At 60.8% G+C, this 21,208-nt stretch carries 12 protein-coding genes; 11 read left to right on the top strand and 1 reads right to left on the bottom strand.

What is annotated here, in order from left to right; all coding sequences use genetic code 11:
* The first annotated feature begins 187 nt into the window (after positions 1–187).
* The 8 genes from dpdE to dpdD are packed head-to-tail and all read left to right on the top strand — an operon-like array spanning position 188 to position 18,116.
* Entirely contained in the window at positions 188–3,433 is a 3,246-nt protein-coding gene (gene dpdE, locus V6582_RS20760; protein ID WP_337739382.1) for a protein DpdE, read from the top strand.
* Positions 3,433–6,015: a protein DpdF gene (dpdF, locus tag V6582_RS20755; RefSeq protein ID WP_156634440.1), complete on the top strand. Its 2,583-nt coding sequence runs from the start codon at positions 3,433–3,435 to the stop codon at positions 6,013–6,015. Before dpdE ends, dpdF begins: the two co-directional genes overlap by 1 nt.
* Positions 6,012–6,914 (top strand): protein DpdG, encoded by a 903-nt coding sequence (gene dpdG / locus V6582_RS20750; protein ID WP_156634441.1) that lies wholly within the window; start codon positions 6,012–6,014, stop codon positions 6,912–6,914. Before dpdF ends, dpdG begins: the two co-directional genes overlap by 4 nt.
* The gene (gene dpdH / locus V6582_RS20745; protein WP_156634442.1) at positions 6,914–10,033 is read left to right on the top strand and encodes a protein DpdH; all 3,120 of its coding nucleotides are present in this window, start codon (positions 6,914–6,916) and stop codon (positions 10,031–10,033) included. The genes dpdG and dpdH overlap by 1 nt, the downstream gene beginning before the upstream one ends.
* On the top strand, positions 10,030–10,764 hold the full coding sequence (locus V6582_RS20740) for a hypothetical protein (protein WP_156634443.1): 735 nt from the start codon (positions 10,030–10,032) through the stop codon (positions 10,762–10,764). The genes dpdH and V6582_RS20740 overlap by 4 nt, the downstream gene beginning before the upstream one ends.
* The gene (gene dpdJ / locus V6582_RS20735) at positions 10,751–15,304 is read left to right on the top strand and encodes a protein DpdJ (protein WP_197434490.1); all 4,554 of its coding nucleotides are present in this window, start codon (positions 10,751–10,753) and stop codon (positions 15,302–15,304) included. The genes V6582_RS20740 and dpdJ overlap by 14 nt, the downstream gene beginning before the upstream one ends.
* Positions 15,301–15,840, top strand: a complete 540-nt coding sequence (gene dpdK / locus V6582_RS20730; protein WP_130829175.1) for a phospholipase D-like domain-containing protein DpdK — start codon at positions 15,301–15,303, stop codon at positions 15,838–15,840. Before dpdJ ends, dpdK begins: the two co-directional genes overlap by 4 nt.
* On the top strand, positions 15,837–18,116 hold the full coding sequence (gene dpdD, locus V6582_RS20725) for a protein DpdD (protein ID WP_156634445.1): 2,280 nt from the start codon (positions 15,837–15,839) through the stop codon (positions 18,114–18,116). The genes dpdK and dpdD overlap by 4 nt, the downstream gene beginning before the upstream one ends.
* A gap of 95 nt (positions 18,117–18,211) precedes the next feature.
* Here dpdD and V6582_RS20720 read toward each other — a convergent pair whose 3' ends face one another.
* Positions 18,212–19,135, bottom strand: a complete 924-nt coding sequence (locus tag V6582_RS20720) for a restriction endonuclease (protein WP_156634446.1) — start codon at positions 19,133–19,135, stop codon at positions 18,212–18,214.
* A gap of 138 nt (positions 19,136–19,273) precedes the next feature.
* Between V6582_RS20720 and V6582_RS20715 the strand changes: the two genes are divergently transcribed.
* The 3 genes from V6582_RS20715 to V6582_RS20705 are packed head-to-tail and all read left to right on the top strand — an operon-like array spanning position 19,274 to position 21,194.
* Positions 19,274–20,173 carry an HNH endonuclease gene (locus V6582_RS20715; RefSeq protein WP_156634447.1) on the top strand — a complete coding sequence of 300 codons (900 nt, stop codon included), beginning with the start codon at positions 19,274–19,276 and terminating at the stop codon, positions 20,171–20,173.
* Complete coding sequence (locus V6582_RS20710; RefSeq protein ID WP_156634448.1) at positions 20,166–20,324, top strand: hypothetical protein; 159 nt, start codon at positions 20,166–20,168, stop codon at positions 20,322–20,324. The genes V6582_RS20715 and V6582_RS20710 overlap by 8 nt, the downstream gene beginning before the upstream one ends.
* Before the next feature lie 36 nt (positions 20,325–20,360).
* Complete coding sequence (locus V6582_RS20705; RefSeq protein WP_156634951.1) at positions 20,361–21,194, top strand: IS5 family transposase; 834 nt, start codon at positions 20,361–20,363, stop codon at positions 21,192–21,194.
* The last annotated feature ends 14 nt before the right edge of the window (positions 21,195–21,208 follow it).

The raw sequence follows: 21,208 nt of genomic DNA, 5'->3' as shown, positions 1-21,208 counted from the left end.
GACATGGGTCGCCAATCGCTTGTTGAGGGCGCTGTGGTACTTTCCCGAGGATACCTCTTTTATGGCGGTCTGTCGACTTTGTAAGGACGTCGTCGCGCTTCGATGCCTCAAGCTTACTTCATTGGCAGTACATCATGAACCTTTATGGCATATGAATGTGATGGTGTAATAAACGTGAGGGTTGAAAGTGTTCGTCCAGGCGAACGGGGGGCAGTGCGCATCGCTGGGTATCGGCAAGTTGATCGCCCGAAAAGGGTCACTCTGCTCTGTCGAATATTTCGAATCGCCTACGGCCGAACCGGTTATCCACCACATTGAAGCTCAGCAAATCGAGCGGGTAACACTCGCTGAGCAGACCCGAATTTATCATTACAACGATGCGGCGGTCGCATGGGAGATAGGCCGGCTCCTCGACGACCACGGCGACAGTCAACTTGTCCAGTTCCCGAACAGCAAAACAAAGCACCTAAAGATCGATACGATTTTCGTACGCTGGGCACACCCGATTGACGACCCGACCCCGTTCCTCGCTAACCGGATCAATGAAAGCCCGCGATTTTCCGATGGTCGCAGTGCGTTCGTGCGTTCGCAGACGCGACAACGCGCAGCATCGATGGGAATGTCGGCTTTGCTTCCGTCCGCGATCGAACTCGAAGCGCATCAAGTCGAGGTAGTGCGGCGCATCCTCCAGGACCCCGTTCAGCGTTATTTGCTCGCGGACGAGGTCGGGCTGGGCAAAACGATCGAGGCCGGCGTACTTATCCGGCAATGCATTATCGATACACAGCAGAAATGCAGCGTTCTTGTGATTGTGCCTGCAGCGCTAGTCGATCAATGGCGAAGGGAGCTAGCGAACAAATTCTTCCTCGGGCCCTGCCTAGACCGCAGCCTTCATATTGTTGCACTGGACGATTACGACAGCATACGCGCGCTTCTGCCTAGCGCTACGATGCTAGTGATCGACGAAGCGCATCATCTGACTGGGCAAAAGACGGGCATCGGTGACCGAATTTACGCCGATGTTGCTGCAGCGTCGCCATCAATCGACCGTGTCCTGTTGTTGTCTGCCACGCCAGCGCTTCACAATGAGCGCGGCTTTCTTGAGATGCTACACCTGCTCGACCCCGCTATTTACCAACTCGACGGCGAGGAGTCGTTTCGGCGAAAGGTCGAAAACCGGCAAGCGCTGGCGGAGATCGTTGCCGGTCTGACACCCGAAAACGCGCTATACCTGGACTATACCATCGAGCAGTTGGCCACCCTATTTCCTCATGACGAATTGCTGCAAGAGCATGCGGACGACTTATGTAGCGTCCTCGAGACGATGCCCGATCCCGAGGATCCTGCACTCATCGTGGCGATCGGACGGCTACGTGCCCATCTCAGCGAAGTTTACAGGTTGCATCGGCGTATCCTGCGCCACCGCCGGCGAAGCATCGGGGGACTAACCCCTGACCGTTCTGGCGCCGAGATCATCCGATACCCGAGCGTCGATCGCGCAGCATTGACAGCCGCTTTGGATGACTGGCGGTTCGATGAGGCCGTCAGACTCGACGCAGCAGGCTCCGAAAGCCTCTGGAGCGACCGTGTAAGTACCTTCTGGCAGATGCTTGATCGCGCTTCGCAATATCCGATTGCTGGCCAAGGGAAAAACGGATTCCTCGCCGGTCAAACCGCGATGATCGGCGATCACGAACGCTTTACGGCGATCAACCGTTCTCTCGAGCGCGCCGGCTTGTTTGAAGACCGGTCACAGGCACTGCTTGAGGTGCTCGCTCCGCTGGTGCGTAGTCGCGCCCAGTGCGTCGTTTTCTGTTCAGATCCGAAAACCGCCGACGCCCTTGCGCGCCTCATCCGAGGCGCGCTGGAGATCACGGTCGATCGGCACGATCCAGAGGACGATTCGTGGGTAGCATTTGCAGGGGCGGCCGATCATCCTGTGCTCGTCTGCGACCGACGAGCCGAGGAGGGCCTCAACCTCCAGGGCGGAAAGAAGGTGGTTGTCCATTATGACCTGCCGCTCAACCCGAACCGGATCGAGCAGCGGCTCGGACGGGTGGATCGCTATGGATCCGGCGAGGCAGTGCGTTCGCTCGTGCTGGCTTGCGAGGACGATCCCTTGGAAGTGGCTTGGATAGGCTATCTCGACACCGCCCTAAGGGTATTCGACCGCTCGGTTGCGAGCCTTCAATATTTGATCGAGCAGACCTTGCGCGAGATCGCGCGCGCACTTTTCACGGATGGCGCCGAGGCAATTACCGATCTGACAGCGAGCGGCGCAGGCGACCAGGGTTCAATTGAACGCGAGATCAAATCGATGGATCAACAGGATGCGCTTGATGCGCTGGGAGCGCCTCCGACCGATATGATAGATGAGATTTCGGAAGTCGACGAGGATTGGCAGTCGATCGCAAGCGATACGGCAGCCTGGCTCGACCAGACTCTCCAATTCGGCCGCGCCGACGAGGCGCGCCTGCTCGCCGGCACCGGTGCGGCAGCACCATTTCGTTACGTCTATTCGACCTCCAATCCGCAAACCCTGATCTCCCTTCCGGCGTTCATGACGCAGTGCGCGGACGCACTCGATCTGGTGCTCGGGTCGAGGGGTGGGCGGACGGTCAGAACGATTCCGTACACATTCCGCAGACGAACTGCGCTCAGTCATGCCGCGCGCGCCAATGGCGTTGGTCTTTTGCGCTACGGTGATCCCCTGATCAGCGGACTGACCGTGCTCACGGAAGCCGACGATCGCGGTCGATCCTTCACTATGTGGCGCTTTGTGCCCGATCATATCGGCGACCCGGTTGCCGAGTTCTATTTTCGCTTCGATTTCCTCTTAGAGGCGGAAATCGCCCCGGCGATGAGCGTGCTGGCTACATATCATCGTGACACGAGCGCCGCCCGCGCGGCCGTTCGCCGACGAGGCGACATGGCGCTCGCCCCATTTTACCGCTCGATTTGGCTCGATCGTGAGTTGAATCTCGTGGACGATGGGGCGCTGTTGGCGCGCTTAGGGCGCCCGTATAGCGTCAAGCCTGACCGTAGCGGGGCCCTCGATCTCAACCTGAACTCAAGAAGATGGCAGCGTCTGCTGCAGTTGCAACTCCCGGAACTCGCCTATTGGAGAGAGCTTTGCGGAAAGGCTAGATCGGTGGCAGAGGACGCGCTTCGTGCTGATCCCGAATTGATCGCAAGCCTTGGTCAAGCAGAGCAGCGGGCAGCCCGCGTCGATCAAGGGCGCCTCGGGCAATTGCGGGTACGGGTACGTACGGCGACCGCCGAAGGAGAAAGTGCCGAGCTGATGTTCGAGGAGCAACTCGCCGCAGAACTGCGAGTCGGCATCAATGTCCCTCGTGTGCGGCTCGATACGATTGGCGCAGTATTCATCTCGGCGAGCCGATCGGCGACCGATCAGATTTCGGGCGGTATCTGATGGCCGTGCATGATTTCGGAAGCTTGCAAGACGCCCTGCTAGACCTCGCCAAGGTCGGCACCCAGTCGGTCACCGATGGTATTTTCGAAAGGCTAACCCAGGTCCTCCTAGCATCGCAGGCAACGGGGCGACTGAACAGTCCGCAGGACGCGATGGCGCTCTTTCGGCATGTTCTGCGCCGGCAGGCGTTGCGTGCGGGTCAGCAGGCCCAGTTGCGCATTCCTTCTGGAGCGGGTTGGCCAAGTCGAACTGATTGGGCGAACTTTGGCATCCGTGCCCATAGTGAATCGAGCGGACATTTCCTGATCGAGGCCCGGCCATGGCGTGCGGCCTGGATCGAAGACAGCGACAACCCGGTCTTCGAGGATGTCTTCGCCGAGCGAAATGTCCGGCTCGACTGGCAGCGGCCGATCGATCCGTTTCTTGGCGAGGCAAGCGGTTTCGACACCTATGTGTCCCCGGGACAGCGCGAAGCGGTGCGCAGCGCCTTTCTGCTGCCGGCGGGAGAGACCTTGGTGGTGGCGCTGCCGACCGGGTCGGGCAAGAGCTTCGTTGCCCAGGCCCCCGTCCTCTCGCGGGGCCTCGAAGGCGGCCTATCGCTCTGTGTTGTGCCGACGACCGCACTGGTGTTCGATCAGGCGCGGCAGATGCGGCAGATGCTCAAACACCGCTACCCACGCCGCGAAGTGCCCGCGCTTGCATGGCATGCCGGCCTCCGCACGGAGGAGCGCGCCGCGATCAAGTCCGCCATCCGCGTGGGTCGCCAAGGCATTCTCTATTGTTCGCCCGAGGCGGTGACGGGCGCGCTGCTGCCCTCGCTTTACGATGCGGCGAGCGCCGGACTGATCTCGTATCTTATCGTCGACGAGGCCCATCTGGTGAGCCAATGGGGTGATGGCTTTCGCCCCGCCTTTCAAATGCTGGCGGGCGTGCGCCGGGGCCTGCTGGACGCATGCCCCGAGGGCCGGCGGTTCAGGACGCTTCTCATGTCCGCGACTCTGACGCCTGACACGGTGGAAACAATCGACGCGCTGTTCGGGCCCGCGCGCACGGTCCAGATGGTCGCCTCGGTCCATCTTCGGCCAGAGCCACAATATTGGGTGCACCGCGAGGACGATCCCGAAGACAAGGACCGTAAGGTTCTCGAACTTCTGCGGCACGCCCCGCGCCCATTCATCCTCTATGTGACGAAGCGCAGTGATGCCAAACGATGGATCCGGCTGCTGCGGAGCGAAGGTTACGCGCGTATCGATTGCTTTCACGGCGAGACGCCGCATGCCGACCGTCAGCGCATCATCGACCGGTGGTCTGAGAGCCGGCTCGATGGGATCGTCGCCACTTCGGCCTTTGGGGTCGGCATAGACAAGCGCGACGTGCGCACGGTCATTCATGCCGCCGTGCCCGAGACGCTCGATCGCTTCTACCAGGAAGTGGGACGCGGCGGACGCGATGGCTGTCCCTCGGCGTCGTTCCTGATCTACTCGCGCGAGGACCAGGAGACGGCCAACCGGATCGCCTCGCCTTCCTTGATCAGCGGCGATCTCGCGTTCGAGCGGTGGTCGACCATGTATAGTCAAAGCGCGCAACTCGATACAATCGGGCAATTGCTCGAGGTGGACCTGGCGGCCGTTCCCCCGCGCCTGCGGAGGCAGTCAGACTATAACCATTCGTGGAACATGCGCACGTTGATCATGATGGCTCGCGCCGGCATGCTGGAACTGGAATCGCAGCCGCCTTCTCGCATCGCGCAGCAGGAGGATGAGAGCGAATCCGCCTTTGAGCTCCGCAGCGATGAGCATTGGTCCGAATATTTTCTGCGCACCGTCGTGGGCATGTCGGAGTTCGGCCACCTCAGCCGCGAACGCTTCGAAGCGCTGATCGGTCAAGAGCGGCAGCGCTCGTTCTATGCAGCAACCGAGAATCGCGCCCTCCTCGAGAAGCTGCTGAGCGGTTCGACCGAGGTATCGCTGCTGCTGGATCGTCTTTATCGCAGTAACGCCCCGGGGCGCTCAGTCATTGTATCACGTGCATGCGGGGGATGCCCGACTCATCGCCGCGAGGGGAAGGCTAACACCAACTATCCAGCGCCACCCGCCTATGGCATCGAGCAGGTTGGCCAGTTCGACCTCAGCCTCTTTTCAAGTCGTTTCCCGCATCTCGACTTGAACGAGCCGATCATCCTGCCCGTCGAGGACCCGCTCGACGATGCTGCGCTCGTCGGCCTGCTGCGCGATTTCGTCGCGATGTTCGGCGTGCGCGAGATCGCGACCTTCGCGTCATTTCGCCAGCGCAATCCGGCGCTGTCAGTCCTGCACAAGCAGAGCGAGGATCATGTGCTATTGCTGCAGACGCTCGAAGAAGAAATGCTCCGTCCCTCGTCCTACGAGCTTCCCCGTGTAACGCTCTGGACGGACACAATTGGCACGACGTTGCCGAAAGATCTATTCATCATGAAGCGACCGCTGCATGTCATCATAGCATCGGCCTCGACGCCGGACCCATGGAACTTCGCGCGCCGCATTGGCGACACCGGTACCAATGTGCTAGCGGTCGATCAATTCAACCTCGGAGCGCGTCTGTGAGTCTCCTCAATCAAGCAAGCGACGGGCTTTTCAATGTGCTGATCGTGCTGGTTCGCGCGCTCGTTCGCTTTGGGCCAAAGAACCGCGAAGAGCTAATCCTTGCATGTGGCGGCGCCGCCGACGCGTGCGATTCCAGCCAGTTGACGCGAACATTAAACCGCTGGACGGAACTTGGCCTGTTCGGCGAGGAAAACGGGTCCGTTATCATCGCCGAGCCATACCGTTCTGTGCTCGGCAAGAACGCTGACGGAGCGGAAGGCTGCCTTCCGAAAGTGGCGCGCACAGTGGCGTTGCAGTCGGCAAACAACGCGCGTTTTTGGGAGAGCGAGGGAGCCAAGAGCGCGGACCTGTCGCGCGGCGTGGCTTGGATGCTCGCCCAGGACGTTTATACGCTTGACGTCAATTCGGACCGTTTGGCTGAACTAGAGGGGCGGCAGCTGTTCGACAGCGGCGCGCAGAAGATCGTCCAGAACAATACGCGCTGGAACGGCCTCAAAACCTGGATGCTCTATCTGGGGTTCGCCCAGGACGGCATGCAGTGGGTCGTCGATCCAACGCAGGCGCTGCGCGAGGCGCTTCCCGAGATCTTCGGTTCGAACCGAGAATTGTCCGCTCCTGCTTTTGTCGAGCGGGCTGCCGCGGTGCTGCCGGTTCTCGACGGGGGCGCCTATCGGGTCCAGGTCGAGGGCGCGCTGAAGGAGAGCGCCTGGCCCAGGCTCCGTGCCGGCCTCGTCTCCTCGTCCATGTCGCGGGCGATCCAGCGACTCGGTCATGAGGGGTTCATTACGCTCTCAAGCCGAAGTGATACCGAGGGCGTCGTATCTCTCACCGGCAGTAATGCGCGCACTTGGCGGGACGTTTCGCATGTAGCCCTGGCGCAATCAGGAAAGGCGCTTTGATGCTCGAGAGATATTGGCCGGGGGCCGAAGAGGTCAACGTCTGCATCAAGAACGAAGCTGAGACCGCGGACGTATCAGTCCTGCTGGCGGTTCATCAGCCGACTCCGCTCACGACGCGCAACGCGGGTACGAATATCGAGGCTACGGCAATCGAGCAGGACCTGCTCGATGCTTTTCTTTCCGACGACGTGCCGGGCGGATATCTGCTGTTTCCGATCACCGGGCCTTCCGGCGTCGGCAAGTCGCACATCATCCGCTGGCTCGACGCGCAACTCCGGCGCTCGCCCAAACGCGATCGCCTCCACATCATCCGTATTCCCAAGAGTGCAAGTCTCCGACGCGTTGTCGAACTCATCCTCGAGCCGTTGGATGGCGACCCTCGCTTCGAGAGATCGCGATCGGAACTCGCGCGTGCGTTTGCGGAGATCGACAAGCGCAAGGCCGTGGTACTTTTCCGTGCGCAGATCGAGAATGCGCTGGCAAGCCGGGCGGAGGCGCTGCTGCTCGAGGCGCGTGAACATAGGGACCGGGCGGTGGAGTTGAGACCGCTGATTGGTCATGCCCAAATGCTGCCGAAGCTGTTTGGGGACGCCGCGCTCAAGGACCATTTCGACGAGGCCGTCCTTGCCCGAGTCGTCGCGCGTGCTCTGCGGGGCCGGGAGGACGGTGCGGAGGGAGACGAAACCCAATCGCAATTCTTCGCCGAAGACCTGCTTCTTCCCGATGCGATCGATCTCAACGAGGCGGCACTGACGGTAAAGACCTATTATCAGACACAGCTCGCCGTCCAGGACGTGCGCCGCCGCCAGGCCGCGGCGGACCTTCTCAACACGATCGTCGACACCGCAATCGGGAATGTCTTCCAGCTTGAGCAGAGCACCGGAGGCATCACCTTGCAAGACATCATCCTGGGAATCCGTGAGATCCTGCTCAAGGACGACATGGACCTTGTCCTGCTTGTCGAGGATTTCGCTGCGCTATCGGGCATTCAGGATGTGCTGCTCAAAGTCTGCGTCCAGGAAGGCACCCATGACGGCAAGAAGGTCCGCGCCACCATGCGCACGGCGCTCGCGCTGACCGACGGTTATCTCGCCTCGCGCGACACGATCCTGACACGCGCGCAACGCGTCTGGGTGATCGGCCACCGCGAGCAGGGCGACGACGAGATCAAGCGCGCCGTGATCGAGATGGTCGGCTCCTATCTGAATGCGGCCCGCTGGGGTGAAGACGGTCTGCGCAAACGCTTTGACCGTCGCAGTGCCGACGAGGGGCTCACCGGCTGGTTGCCGGCCTGGCAGGACGAGGAGCAGAGCGACGAGGAAACCGAGGCGCTGACCGCCTTCGGCTTCTCTGCGCGCGGACATGCGTTGTTTCCGTTCAACCGTCTAGCGATCGAGCAACTCGTCCTCCAGCATCTAACGGAGGCAAATCGGCTCGTCTTCAATCCGCGCCGGGTGATCAACGAGATACTTCGCCGACCGCTGCTGATGCGAGGCACGTTCGTCAGCGGGAGTTTCCCGCCGCCTGAATTCCACGGGCTGCGCCCGAACGCCTATCTCGCCGGGCTGGTCCGGCAGGTAAGCCAACCCGAGCAAGTCAAGCGGCGCTTGGGTTCGGCGCTGGCGGTATGGGCTGGCAATGCGGCGGATCAGGCCGAGCTTGCCCATGTGCCGCCGGCGATCTTCTCCACCTTCTCGCTACCGACGCCGGCTGATCTCGCCAACGTGGTGTTCGTGCCGATATCCACTTCGCCAACCTCGCCGACAGGCCCGGTCCCCGGAGAGACTCCGCCATCCACGCCTCCTCCTTCACCGCCAGCGCGAGCCGAGCAGGATCCGCGTGTCACGGCCTGGTCGAAAAAGCTGGATGCTTGGGCGTCTGGTATCGAGCTGGTTCAGGCTGACGCGCGTGAGCTTCGAAGCGCTTTGGTGGCGATGCTGAAGGGCGCGGTCAATTGGCCGGCACTTCGCATTCCGGATCAGGAGATCAAGGCCACGTGGCTCTCTATCGCCGGGGCGCGCAACAATCCGGTCGGCGGTCGCATCCTTGTGGTTTGCGATACCCATGACGACCAGGATGGGACGCTGCGCGAAGGCTTTCTTGGTGTACTGCGGTTCGGCTTCAAAGGTCATCGCTGGGATTATCCCGAGGCAGACATTGACTATGTCGCGAGCGCTGCGATCATCGATCGTCTGGTCGCGCAGTTGGTCCCGATGCTCGTTGCGGAAGCAAATGCGCAGACCGCGGTCATCGGCCGAGCTCTGCTCAATCAATCGCGCATCGTCGGCCTATCCCCGCCGGTTCGGCCGGCAGGCGCCGAACCGCTTCTGCGCGGGCTCTTCTCGCCGACGCCGCCGGTGGAGACGCAAGCGTTTGAAGAAGGCTGGGATCAGCTTCGCGCCCAGGCAACGGGGTCGGTCAACGGCCGGAGCACGCGCACGATCCTGCAGCAGCTACTGCTCGATCGCAGCGCCAGCTTCCAGGGCACCGGAAGTAAGCCCTTCGCGGTCGACAGCCCCCGGCTCCTCGACGTGCTTGCCGGGGATTCGCTGACCGGGCCGCTTCCGGACGGATTGCCGGACGAGGCGCGGACCTTTATCCCGACCATGACCGATGCGCGCATCTGGGGAAAGCTGCAGTCGGTCATAGCCAAGCTTCGTGCCTTTCGCACCGAGATCGCTGATTATGTCGACGAAAACTTCGACAAAGGCGCATTCGTTGCCGATTTGCGCCAGATCATCCCGCTGCTGCAGAAGACCAACTGCTGGCCCGACAATGTCACGATCAATCGCAGCGAGTTCGAAATTCGCCTAACGGAGTTCCAGACCAGCCGCTTCGTCGACTTGGTGGAAAAGACGGCGATGATCGTCGAGGAAGCGGACCGTGAGCAAATCCCCAAGTTGCTCAACGCGCTAGGGTCGCTCGATCTCGGATTGATCCAGCGGACCATGTCGTTCCTGGCCCTCGCCAACCAGATCGTGTCGCAAGCTGAGCCGCGCGTCACTCAGCAGGAGGCGGTTCGGGGCCAATCGGATCCCAACTCGGTTGCGGCGGAGATCACTAGCCTGCTCGAAGGCGCGACTGGAACGTCGCACGTGGCAGCGGAGGCCGCCGAATGAGCACCTCGCTTCCTGCTCGCTCCAAGGCGCTTCGCGAACGGCTGGTTGCGCTCGACCTGCTTGGTGCGAATGTCGCAGAAACAGGACTGCTCGAGGACCTGCGCTCAGACCTCGCGTCGCCTGCGGCCGAACTCAGCCGCGCCCTCGACCAGCGTGCGCTGCTGCTCGGTTCGGGAATCGAAACGCTCGAACCGCCCTCGCTCGAGACGGCACGCAAACGGGCCGCGACACTTCTCAATCGCTTTACTGCAGAGCAAAAGGCATCCGCCCTCAAGAAGGGCAATGGTTGGGCCAATCTTCTCAAGGAGATGAAGACGGCCTCCACGGACGTCTCCGCATCCGTCGTGGGTGCCTGGAAGGGATATCGGCAAACCGTGTTTACCGGCGAGACGCCAGCATTGGTGAAAGGCCGCATTGCCTTCACGCCGGCGAACAATGCCGCGTTCAAGACCTATGAACAGCTCCACCAGACGTTCCGGGCCGAATTCGACAAGCTCCCGGCGGACCAGTCAGCGATCGAACGCGTGAAGGCACTGGCGGCACGGCTGACCGAGACGGCAAAGGAATTCGACTTCGACGTTCCGGCCGACGTGAAGCGCTTCCTCGAGGCCATCCAGAGCGGGGGAGCGAAGCTCGACCTGCTGACCGAAGCAGTCCTCAAATGGCTCAACGAGAATGATGCCTTCGACAATTACCATATCGTGCCGCGGAGTGCAGATGGAAGCCGATGAAGCCCTACTGCTTGCCGCGCTCGATGACATCGAGCAACGTGAAGCCCGGCTCCTGACATGGGGTCTGGTCGATGGTCACCTCTCGGCTGGCGAATTGCACGGCATTTTCGATGCACTGCTCGACGATCCGAGACTGGGCGCCGGGGTTTCGTTCGCGGATGCAGGTCACGTCATCGTCGCGCTGATTGATCGTGGCCTCCTGTTCGACATCGGTGAGGTATCGGGCTCGCGATATCGGTCGCGAATGGCGGAAGGCGTGCGTCTCCTGTTCCGGCTGCGCCAACTTTTCCCGCAACATCGCGGACCCACCGGCTGGCAGACCGCGCCGACCCTCGTTGCCGACTTCCGCTTCATTTGGCGACGGCGCCGGTATCCGCGGCGCGAAATCGACGCGGCGAATGCGCTCGCTCGGATTGCGCCAGTAACGCCCGATCATGCCGCGCGCGCTGCCCTGTCGGCGCTCGTCGATAGCCATGGCCCAAGATTTGCGCTTGCAGGCTTTCAGGTCGCGGCAGCAGCGCGGATCCTTGGGAGCTTTGAGGGCTCGCAATCGACAGCCACGCTGGTCAGCGCCGGGACCGGTAGCGGCAAGACCTTGGCCTTCTATCTGCCCGCGCTGTCGCGCATCGCCTCGCATATTCAGCGTGATGCCGTCGGCGAGCGGTGGGTGAAGGTCCTCGCCCTTTATCCGCGCAACGAACTTCTGAAGGATCAGTTCGCCGAGGTCTATGGCCAGGCGCGCCGTCTCGATGCCTTGCTCGCGGCGCGCGGGCGCAGGAAGATACTGATCGGCACGTTCTTCGGTCCAACGCCTGGGTCGGCGGAAAAAGCCCACGAGGCGCGCAGCGGCTGGCGGCAAACCTCAGCCGGTCTCGTCTGCGAGTATCTCCGTTGTCCCTCTTCGGGCTGTGACGGTGACATGGCGTGGCGTGACGCGGACCGGCGCACGGGGCGCGAGCGGCTCGAATGCCTCGAATGTTCCGCCGCCATCGAGAGCGACGAGATCATTCTCACCCGTGACCGGTTGCGGAGGGAGGCGCCCGACATCCTGTTCACCACCACGGAGATGCTCAACCAGCGCATTGGGGACGACCGTTTCCGGCATCTGTTCGGAATCGGAGAGCGTGCGCAGCGACCGGTGGAGATGATGCTGCTGGACGAGGTCCATACCTATGCCGGCAGTTCTGGTGCTCAAGTCGCCTTCCTCTTGCGTCGCTGGCGGCGACTCCTCCGGCGCCACGTCAGCTTTGTGGGCTTGTCCGCGACGCTCAAGGATGGTGCGCGCTTCTTCGCGCAATTGACCGGCCTGCACGAACAGGCATCGGCCGAGATCGCCCCTTCCAACAGTGACATGATCGCGGAAGGCGCCGAGTATCTGCTCGCTCTGCGGGGCGATCCCGTGTCGCGCACCGCACTGCTGTCGACGACCATCCAGACGGGGATGCTCCTCTCCCGGCTTCTCGACGCGCCGGATGAACGCAAGAGCCGGGGCATCATCGGCGAACGTGTGTTCCTGTTCACAGATGACATCGATGTTACCAACCGCATGTATTTCGCTATGCTCGACGCCGAGGGCCGCCGCAGCAACGGCACACCCGACCTGGTGAACAAGCCGGACGGCGGCCTGGCTTCGTTGCGCCGTCCGTTGCCGGCCCAGCACCGCAAGCTGCATGGGCAGGATTGGGAGGCGGTCGTTGAGATCGGCCACACTCTCCAACCGCAGGATCGCAAGGCGATCGGGCGCGTGATGTCGATGGATCCGGGCGTCGGTAACAATCTCGACATCATTGTCGCGACCGCTTCGCTCGAAGTTGGATTCAACGATCCGCGCGTCGGTGCGGTCATCCAGCACAAGGCACCGCGCGACGTTGCGCAATTTCTCCAGCGCAAAGGGCGCGCTGGCCGATCGCGCCAAATGCGCCCTTGGACCGTCGCGGTGCTGTCCGACTATGGCCGGGACCGTCTAGCCTACCAAGGCTATGACCTCCTGTTCGATCCCGAGTTGCGGCTGCGCACGCTGCCGATCGCTAATCGCTATGTGATGCGTATTCAGGCGGTCTATGCGACGCTCGACTATTTAAGCCAGATAGTGGGTTCCTCCCGGCAGGGAAGCGTGTGGCTGGACCTGTCGAGCAGTTCCCACAACAATTACCAGCGGGCTCGACAGACAGCGCTCGCCGGCCTGATTCGCCGCATCCTCACCGTTCCCGCCGAACTCGACCGCTATGCGTCCTATCTCGCCTCGGCGCTGAAGGTCGATGAAAGCGCGGTCACGCCATTGCTCTGGGATCACCCCCGGCCGCTGATGACGCAGGTCCTGCCGACAGCCCTTCGCAGGCTCGAAAGCAACTGGCGCGCCTGGGGCCAGGCGGGCGAGGATCATCAGGTCTTCAACTCGCCTCTACCCGAATTCGCGCCGGCCAACCTGTTCAGCGACCTCAACCTTCCCGAAGTCGATATCGTCCTGCCGCAACCCGGCAGCGCAACGCCCGAGCGGGTTGCGATGCCGATCACGCAGGCCCTGCGCGAGTTCGCCCCCGGCCGCGTGTCGAGGCGATACGGCATCAGCCATGCATTCGAGCGTCATTGGTTATGCCCGGCCCTCGACCAGAACCGCGAGCAGGCCGTGCCGCTCGAGCCGCTCGCCCGTCTCGACCGCCTCGGCGATTGGCGCATCAATGTCGCCGGTTCGGTTCGGCTGGTCCCCGTCTATCGGCCGCGCGTTCTCGAAGTCCAGCCACCGCCCGGTAATGTCGTCGATACGTCCAACGCCCGACTTCGCTGGCGCAGTCAGCTTGTCGCGCGTGATCAGGGTTTAGTGCTCGATCCGCCGCGCGGTAGTCCCTGGACACCGCTGATCGAAGACGTGCGGTTCTACTCACACGAAGGACTGAGCCCGATCGAGGTCCGCCGGATGGCACTTGGAAGCCACGCGGGCATTCGCTTTCGCGACGGCGTATCACTCCCCAAGGACTTCCACTTCGAATTTGATGGTGAGGCGGTCGCCCTAGGGTTCAGTCTTGCTGTCGATGCCATGTGCATGCGCCTGCGGTTCCCCGAGGCCTTGTGGCTGAACCTCGGAACGGAGTCGGACCCGCGATATCGGGCGATGCGCACGGCGCGCTTCCACCATCAGGCATTGCACGGGCCGCTTGGCGAGCGGGTAGAAAACCCGTTCGCGCGTGAGTGGTTGGCGCATCTTATGCTCGCAGCCCTCAGCAATGAAGCGATTGCGCGTGGGATCTCGTTGAGGGAAGCGGCTGCACGGTTGGCGGTCGGGAACGCCGAACTCGGCCTCGACCAGACGCTCAAACTCCTGTTTCAGTCTGCGATCGTTGATGATGCCAATGCGCAAGATAACCAGCAGGACAAGCTGCGCCAGGATCTGGCCGGCTACCTCGCCGACCGGCAAGTGGTGGCCAGCCTGTTTGAATTGGCTGAGATCCTATGGACGCCGATCAACGCGGGCTGGGAGCCATGGCTGCGCGAGCGATACGCTTCGACCGTTGGGGCGGCTGCGCTCAGCGCCATTACCAGCCTAGGTCCGCAAATCGACGGCGACAGTCTGGTCCTCGATGTGACGGCCGGGGTTCGGGAAGAGGATGACGTGCTCGCCGGCACGCCCCATGGCGAGATCTGGATTAGCGAGATGACGCCGGGCGGTAATGGGCAGATCGAAGAGGCGCAGCGTCAATACGTCGAGGACCCGCGGCGGTTTTTCAGCCTGATGACGGCGGCGCTACGCGACAATGACTTCTCCCTCAGCGATTATCAACTCGTTCGCTTCCTCGCATCGGTTGTGGAGGGCGACAGCGACGATCCGTTGCTGACCGCGACGCGTGCGTTCCGGCATGCCTCGGGCGCGGAGGAAAGCCATGCGAGTTTCACCGCATTGCGTCACGCGCTCGCGGAGGAAGGATTCGTCACCTTTCACGCGTTCGTTGTCGCGCTCGCCAACCGCATCCTCCGGCCCGGCTCCAGTGGCGACAGCGATGCCTTCTTCCTCGACGCAGTACGGTTGTGGGACGCCGAGGAGGCGCGGCTCGGCATCGAACTGGATGCCCGCGTGCTCGCCTACCGGCTAGCGCGCTCCGACGACATTGATGCGGCACTTGCCCTGGCCGGCATCGATCCGCCGACGGTCAACCCGGATCAGTGGCGATTCGGCGTGATCTACGGATTGCTCTGGCCGCGCGGCGTGCAAATTCGGCAATCGGGCCTCCGGCCCTATTCGCCATTTGCCGATCTGCCGCTGCCTGATCCGCTGCTGTTGCGGACCTATCTGGCAGAGGATGCTGCGCTCATCAATCTCGAGGCTGACGGCTGGCAGGATCTTTGCCTTGATCGTCTCGCCGATGTCGGCGCCGCGACGTTGGTCTGCCCAATGACGGCTTCACGGCTGCTGGCGGACGCTCTGAGCTTTCTGGCGACCAATCCGGTGCAGTCCGCCTATCTGTCGGTCTTTGCCCGCGTCCAGGCGGTGCGGCGGATGGAGGGTGACTTCCATGTCGATCTCGATGTCGCGGAGGCGCTGCAATGAGTTTTCAGACACGACGGATCTTCAAGAGCGCGGTGACCAGCCAGAATCTCATTCGTGAACTCCTGCAAATGATGTTCCTCGGCGAGCTCCTTGCGCCGGGCGGAGAGCGCGCATGGCTGGTCAGCCCCTGGATCAGCAACGTGGTGTTATTCGACAACCGCGCAGGCGGTTTCGGCTCGATAAATCCAGAGTGGGGTAGCCGCGAGATCAGATTGGTCGAGGTTCTGACCGACGTCATGGCGCGCGGCACGGCGCTCGGCATTGCAACGAGCTTAGACGATCACAACGATCCGCTCATCGATGCGCTCGCGACCGCAGCCGACGAGGCCGGCCTCACCGAAAAGTTGTGCGTCGTCCGGCGACAGCATCTTCACATTAAGGGCGTGCTGCTCAAACGAGGCCTGCTCACCGGGTCGATGAACCTCACCTACAACGGCCTCGAATTGAACGACGAGATGGTTGTCTACGACACCATGCCGAAGACGCTCGCCGAAGCACGGATCAATTTTGAATCATACGTGGGCAAGGCCGCATGATCGAACATCTGCCCGCGAGTGAGCATGAATGGCTGGAGGGTTTCTTCGTATCTCCGAACGAGTTGAGTTGGAGATCGCTTCTCAGCGGCGCCGCGCCTGCGGAACAAGCGGATCAAGTTCGGCGATGGCTCGCCCTTCTCGGCGCCGAGAGGGCCAACGCGCCGCTGGTTCTTCCGTTCGTGCGCGGTGGAGAGGTGACGGGCTGGTATGCCACTACGCAAGGAGCCGCCGGCGGATTTGAGCTCGGGGACGAGCTCAAAGCGTGGCTTGGGCCGACATGGCTGAGCCGCCTCGACCGAGTGCCAAGCGATGCCCCCGATCCGATGGCGGCCGCGCTTCGCAGCCGCTTTGGTGGGACTGTGTATCGCCTCACCGGACCCGATGCCGCAGCAATGCGGACGATCGCCGGTCGGTTAGGTGATTTTGCCGCGCTACTCGGGCGAAAGCCGCGAGTGACGCGCGCGCAGATCCGCCCGGTCGGAGCGATCCGTGGCGACTTCGAGCGCGCGCTTCTGGCCGGCGACGAGACGCAGGCTGAGGCAATGATCGCCGAGTTAAAGCAGACCGGACGTCTCAGCGAGGAGAACCTCAAATATCTCGACGTGCGGCTGAGCGCTGGCCTCGGGCTCTGGCCGCAGATCGCGCGCGATCACTGGCTCATCAAGACGCTCGCGGATCTTGCCCTTCCGCCGCAGATTCTCGCAGACCTGATTGAGGCGCTCTACCGCACCTATGTCGACGAGGCGGAGGCGAGAGGCGATCCGGCCGCGCTGCGCGAAGCCTTCACCGTTCACGTCGCAACACCGTATCCCAAACTGTTTGCGTCGCGTCGGGGCATTCGTGCACCACGCGTGGTCAAGGCGTTCGCGCTGTTCGAGCAGATGCAACCGACCCCGGACCCGGCGATCGTCGCTTCGCTCCTCGCGCTGTTGCCTGCACGAACGGACACCGCTGTGTTCGAACCGTCTCCTGTAGCAGAGCCCAAGTCCCCATCTGCCACGACGTTGGACGAGGCGGACGAAGCTTTTGACGACGGGCAGGTCGATCGCGCTTTCGAATTTTACCTGCGGCTGCCGCCGAGCAGGAAGACCATCAGCAGGTTGGTGTCCTGCGTGGGAACGATTGGGACCGGCGAGGCTCAGGATCGTCTCCTTGCGCTACTTGAAGGCTACGATCCGGCGCTCCTCGATTCTTTGGCGCCCGCCATCGCCGCGAAAATCGAGAGCCTGAGGCAGTCGCAGATTGACGATGCAGCGGCCGCGGGAGCCGACCTGACGCCCGCAGTCGCGATCAGCCCCTGGTTGCGGTGGGCGGAGCAGTTGCAGGCGGGGCGAAATCTCGTCGTCGCCGAACGCGACGTGCAATCCGCTCCGACCAACTGGAATGCGTCAGAGATAAGAGAAAGCAGTCCACTCGCCCAGCAGTTCGCCGATATCATCGGCGGCCTCGACGGCGAGGCCAGCGCGGTCGCTCGCGCTGCCGTTCCCCAGATCTTCGCAAGTTTCTTCCCCGACGACGTGAAGGCGTCTCCGGCAGCAAAGCCGATCGCGTCGTTGCTGTTCCTGCTGATCGCGGTGAGCGATACGCTATCACGATCGGACCTCGACCTACTCGCACAGTTGACGACACTGCTAATCGAGCAGGGATTGTCGTCATCCGAGTACGTGTCGCTGATGGATGATCTCGAAGATGTGCAGAAGAGGATTGGCTCCTACGCATATCTGCCGTGGAGCCTCGACGTCGCTGAGTCGCTCGCGATCCTTCCCAGCCCGTCGGATCAGGCCCGCGACGCCCGGCTGAGGCTTTTTCTGCACGTGCTTGGCCAAGCCGCCGGTTTTGCCCATCGACTGGCGCCGGCAGATCTAGTTTCGGTCGACACGCTGGCGAAAGACTATGGCGTCGGGCCCGAGGCTGTCAACGCCCTCAAGCGCGAGCAGGACGTAGACGACGTTGCCGTCGCTGCTCTGCCCAACCTTGAGGGCAAGACAATCGGCATCTACACGCTGGCCGAAGCGGCGGGCAGTCGGGCGAAAACCGCGCTTGAAAAGCTGTTTCCCGGCTGCAAAGTGGTCGTGAATTCGGACCTGGTCGCGACGACTCAACTGACGAATCTCGCCAAGACTGCAGACCTGTTCGTCTTCGCCTGGAAGAGCAGTAGCCATCAAGCCTTCTACTGCGTGAAGGATGCGTTGGTCGGTAAAGAGCCGATCTGGGCGCCGGGTAAAGGAACGGCTAGCATACTACGGGCAGTCCTCGATCGGCTCAACTGGAGCTGAAAATAGTGTTGCTTCCTCGAAGGTTTTCACACCGAACCTCGTGATCGGACGAGTGACAGACTGCTTATATGTTGGGGCAATCGGCAGAATAGTCGCTAGAACAACCTGAGTTGCTGAGGTGGTGGCAATTTCTCGATCAAGACTCTCTCAAGATCTCGCTGCTGGTCCGGTTTGAGCCTCGAAATTGGGAACAGTCGCGTGAACTGTTTCCGCCACGGGTTCTCTTCGACAAGCGGATCGATCATCCGAGCCAATTTTCCTTTATCGACGAGATCGATCGTGACGCCCACCTCTGCGGCACGGCCTATTTGCTTATGGACAGCGTGGGTGAAGTGATCGGCGGTTGTGGCAATTATCCCATGTCGGCCGCCCTTCAGTAAAAGAGTTCCTAGAAGTTTCTGCAATGTTTCAAAACCTTCCGATGCGCCTTTTCTTCTGCGTTTGACCTGAATAAGCCATTCCCGACCTGCCGCCTCAATGAAGACGACATCGACCCCCAAATCTCCTGGCCCCCCCACATGGATCACGTCGGCATGGGCGTAGTTCGCCCTGAAAATGTCGGCAACTAGCTTTTCCAAAGATGTTGGGTGAAGATCGTGCCATCGATCTGGATCACGAATGAGATATTGTGCGAGTTCGGAGGTACATGGCGCAGGCAGCTTTGGGTCAAATGATCGAGTAATGGATGTGGCCGCCCCGGACCAGATGTCACCGTGATCCTGCAGAGCGTGCCACTGCCAAAAACCGCAGCGTGGGCATAGCCAAAGCTCGGAAAGCCCGTCATCGTCCGACGTCGGCCCTGGCAATTCGTGTCGTACCTTCGCAAGAGGCGTCGAGCAGTGCGGGCAGCACGAACGCGTCCGGAACTCGTTTTGAATCCATTGATCAAGGGGATAGCCCATCCCTCTTGATTCAAACTCTTCTTTCATCTCTTCTGAATAAAGATCAGTTTCGCATTGCCCGTCTACGTGCCATAAACCTTCGATAAGCTCGGCTTTATCAATCTCGGGACCGCGCATTTTTCTCCTCTCCAAATTTGATGCTTTCTGCTACCCCAGATAGCGGTAGGCCCGAATAAAATCTTGACGAGGCGATACGAAATTAACAGAACATGTTCGTAGGGACATTAGGCGCTTGAAAATTGCAGAGATCTTTTAATGGAACCAACCGGTATTACTTTAGGCCGATCATACGTCTTGTCCGAAGACCTCGAAAGCAAAACTGCTCATTGGGGAGAAATTCTCTGGAACCTCTTAAGACGCGAAGCGACTATTGATCTTCCGAGAAGCCTAAGAAATCTCGATGAGTTTGAATTCATCAATATTCGTCTTACTAATTATCTGCTCTCGAGATTAATTGTACAGGGCATTGTTACCTTCCGGAATTATAAGGACTTGGATGATGATACTCTTCAGTCGAAGCTTGAAGAAGTCGTCGATGATCTGCTCAATCTGTCGGTGCCAGCCCGGGATCAGGTCGTTTCCTATGTCCGATTGATTTGCGAACGACTCGATACAAATGCCGGCGCGTCACTCACCAAAAATCAAAACCAACGGATCAAGGCCTTCGCCGGCCGAAAAGGGCATCGATGCTACATTTGCGGTCAGCGACTGACCTATGAAGAGACGGTCGACAACAGTAACGGAAATGGCGTCGGTCGAGACACACGGGCCTTCGAGGTCGATCACATCTTCCCCCAGTCAAAGGGAGGGGGACGAGGAACCGATAATCTCGCTGCGTGCTGTAATGCCTGCAACAAAATCAAGGGGCACAGTATCAGTTATGCTGACTTCCCTATTGAAAAGGCGATAACAAAATCGGAAAAGCCGCACAACGTCAAAGCGGATGTTGCATCTTCTGACATGAAGTTCGCTCTTTTATGGAAGCAAAGGGGTTCCTGCTCGGTCTGCGGAGTACATTTTTATGCGCAGGAGGATGAACAACTGTACCTTCTCAAGAAAAACAGGCGTGACACTTATCATTTTCTCAATACGCAGATCGTTTGCGTCAGATGCGTCGAAGAACACAGCCTGGATGGAGTACTCATTCGTGAATAGCTATGAAGCATTTTTTGTCGACCAGCAGCCCGGCGGACAAGTCCCCTTTCTGGTTTTTGTGGCGAACCCGAAGGACATCATCCGTTGGGCGCATGCTGACGATATTAAGAGGCTGCCTCAAAAAGAGGTGGGTGATTTCAACAGGTTATGATTCCTTCGGATTTGCGAAGATTCGATGGAGTACACGATGGCCTGGACTGAAATCACCCGTCGGCACTATGCCCGGCGCACGGCACGCTACGCAAGTGACATGACGGATCGGGAATGGGTTTTGGTTGAGCCTTTTCTGCCGATACCCCGCCGCTTGGGCCGTCCCCGCACCACTGATTTGCGCGAGGTCGTCAACGCTCTGCTTTACATCGCCACGACCGGTTGCCAGTGGCGCATGCTGCCAAAGGACTTTCCGCCCTGTTCAACCGTCCAGCGTTATTTCTATGAATGGCGTGCACTGGGACTTTGGACACGTATCAACCATCATCTGGTGATGGAGGCTCGCGAGTTGGAGGGCCGAGAGGCAAGCCCGACGGCTGGCGTGATCGATAGCCAGAGCGTGAAAACCACGGAAAGTGGCGGCATACGAGGCTACGATGCGGGCAAGAAGGTCAAAGGGCGCAAGCGCCATATCATCGTCGATACGCTCGGCCTGATGGTCGGCCTCATGGTGCACAGCGCCGACATCCAGGATCGCGACGGTGCTCCCGATCTCCTGAAATCCATTCGCCACAGGTGGCCATGGTTGCTGCATGTCTTCGCCGATGGTGGTTATGCAGGCGACAAGCTGAAGCGGCGACTGAAGAAGATCGGGCGCTGGACGGTCGAGATCATCAAGCGCTCGGACAAAGCGAAAGGCTTTGACGTGCTGCCACGACGCTGGGTCGTCGAGCGGACCTTCGCCTGGCTTGGCAGATGCCGAAGACTGGCAAAAGACGTAGAAAAGTCCATCGCCTCCTCACAGGCATGGATCATGATCGCCCACATTCGCCTGATCACTCGGCGCCTTGCAAGGTATCGATATCATTGAAGGCTTTTCGAGTC

This window comes from Agrobacterium vitis (genome assembly GCF_037039395.1).
Lineage (GTDB): Bacteria > Pseudomonadota > Alphaproteobacteria > Rhizobiales > Rhizobiaceae > Allorhizobium > Allorhizobium vitis_E.
The sequence above is the reverse complement of the archived record's forward strand: the minus strand, read 5'-3'. Positions and strand labels throughout refer to the sequence as shown.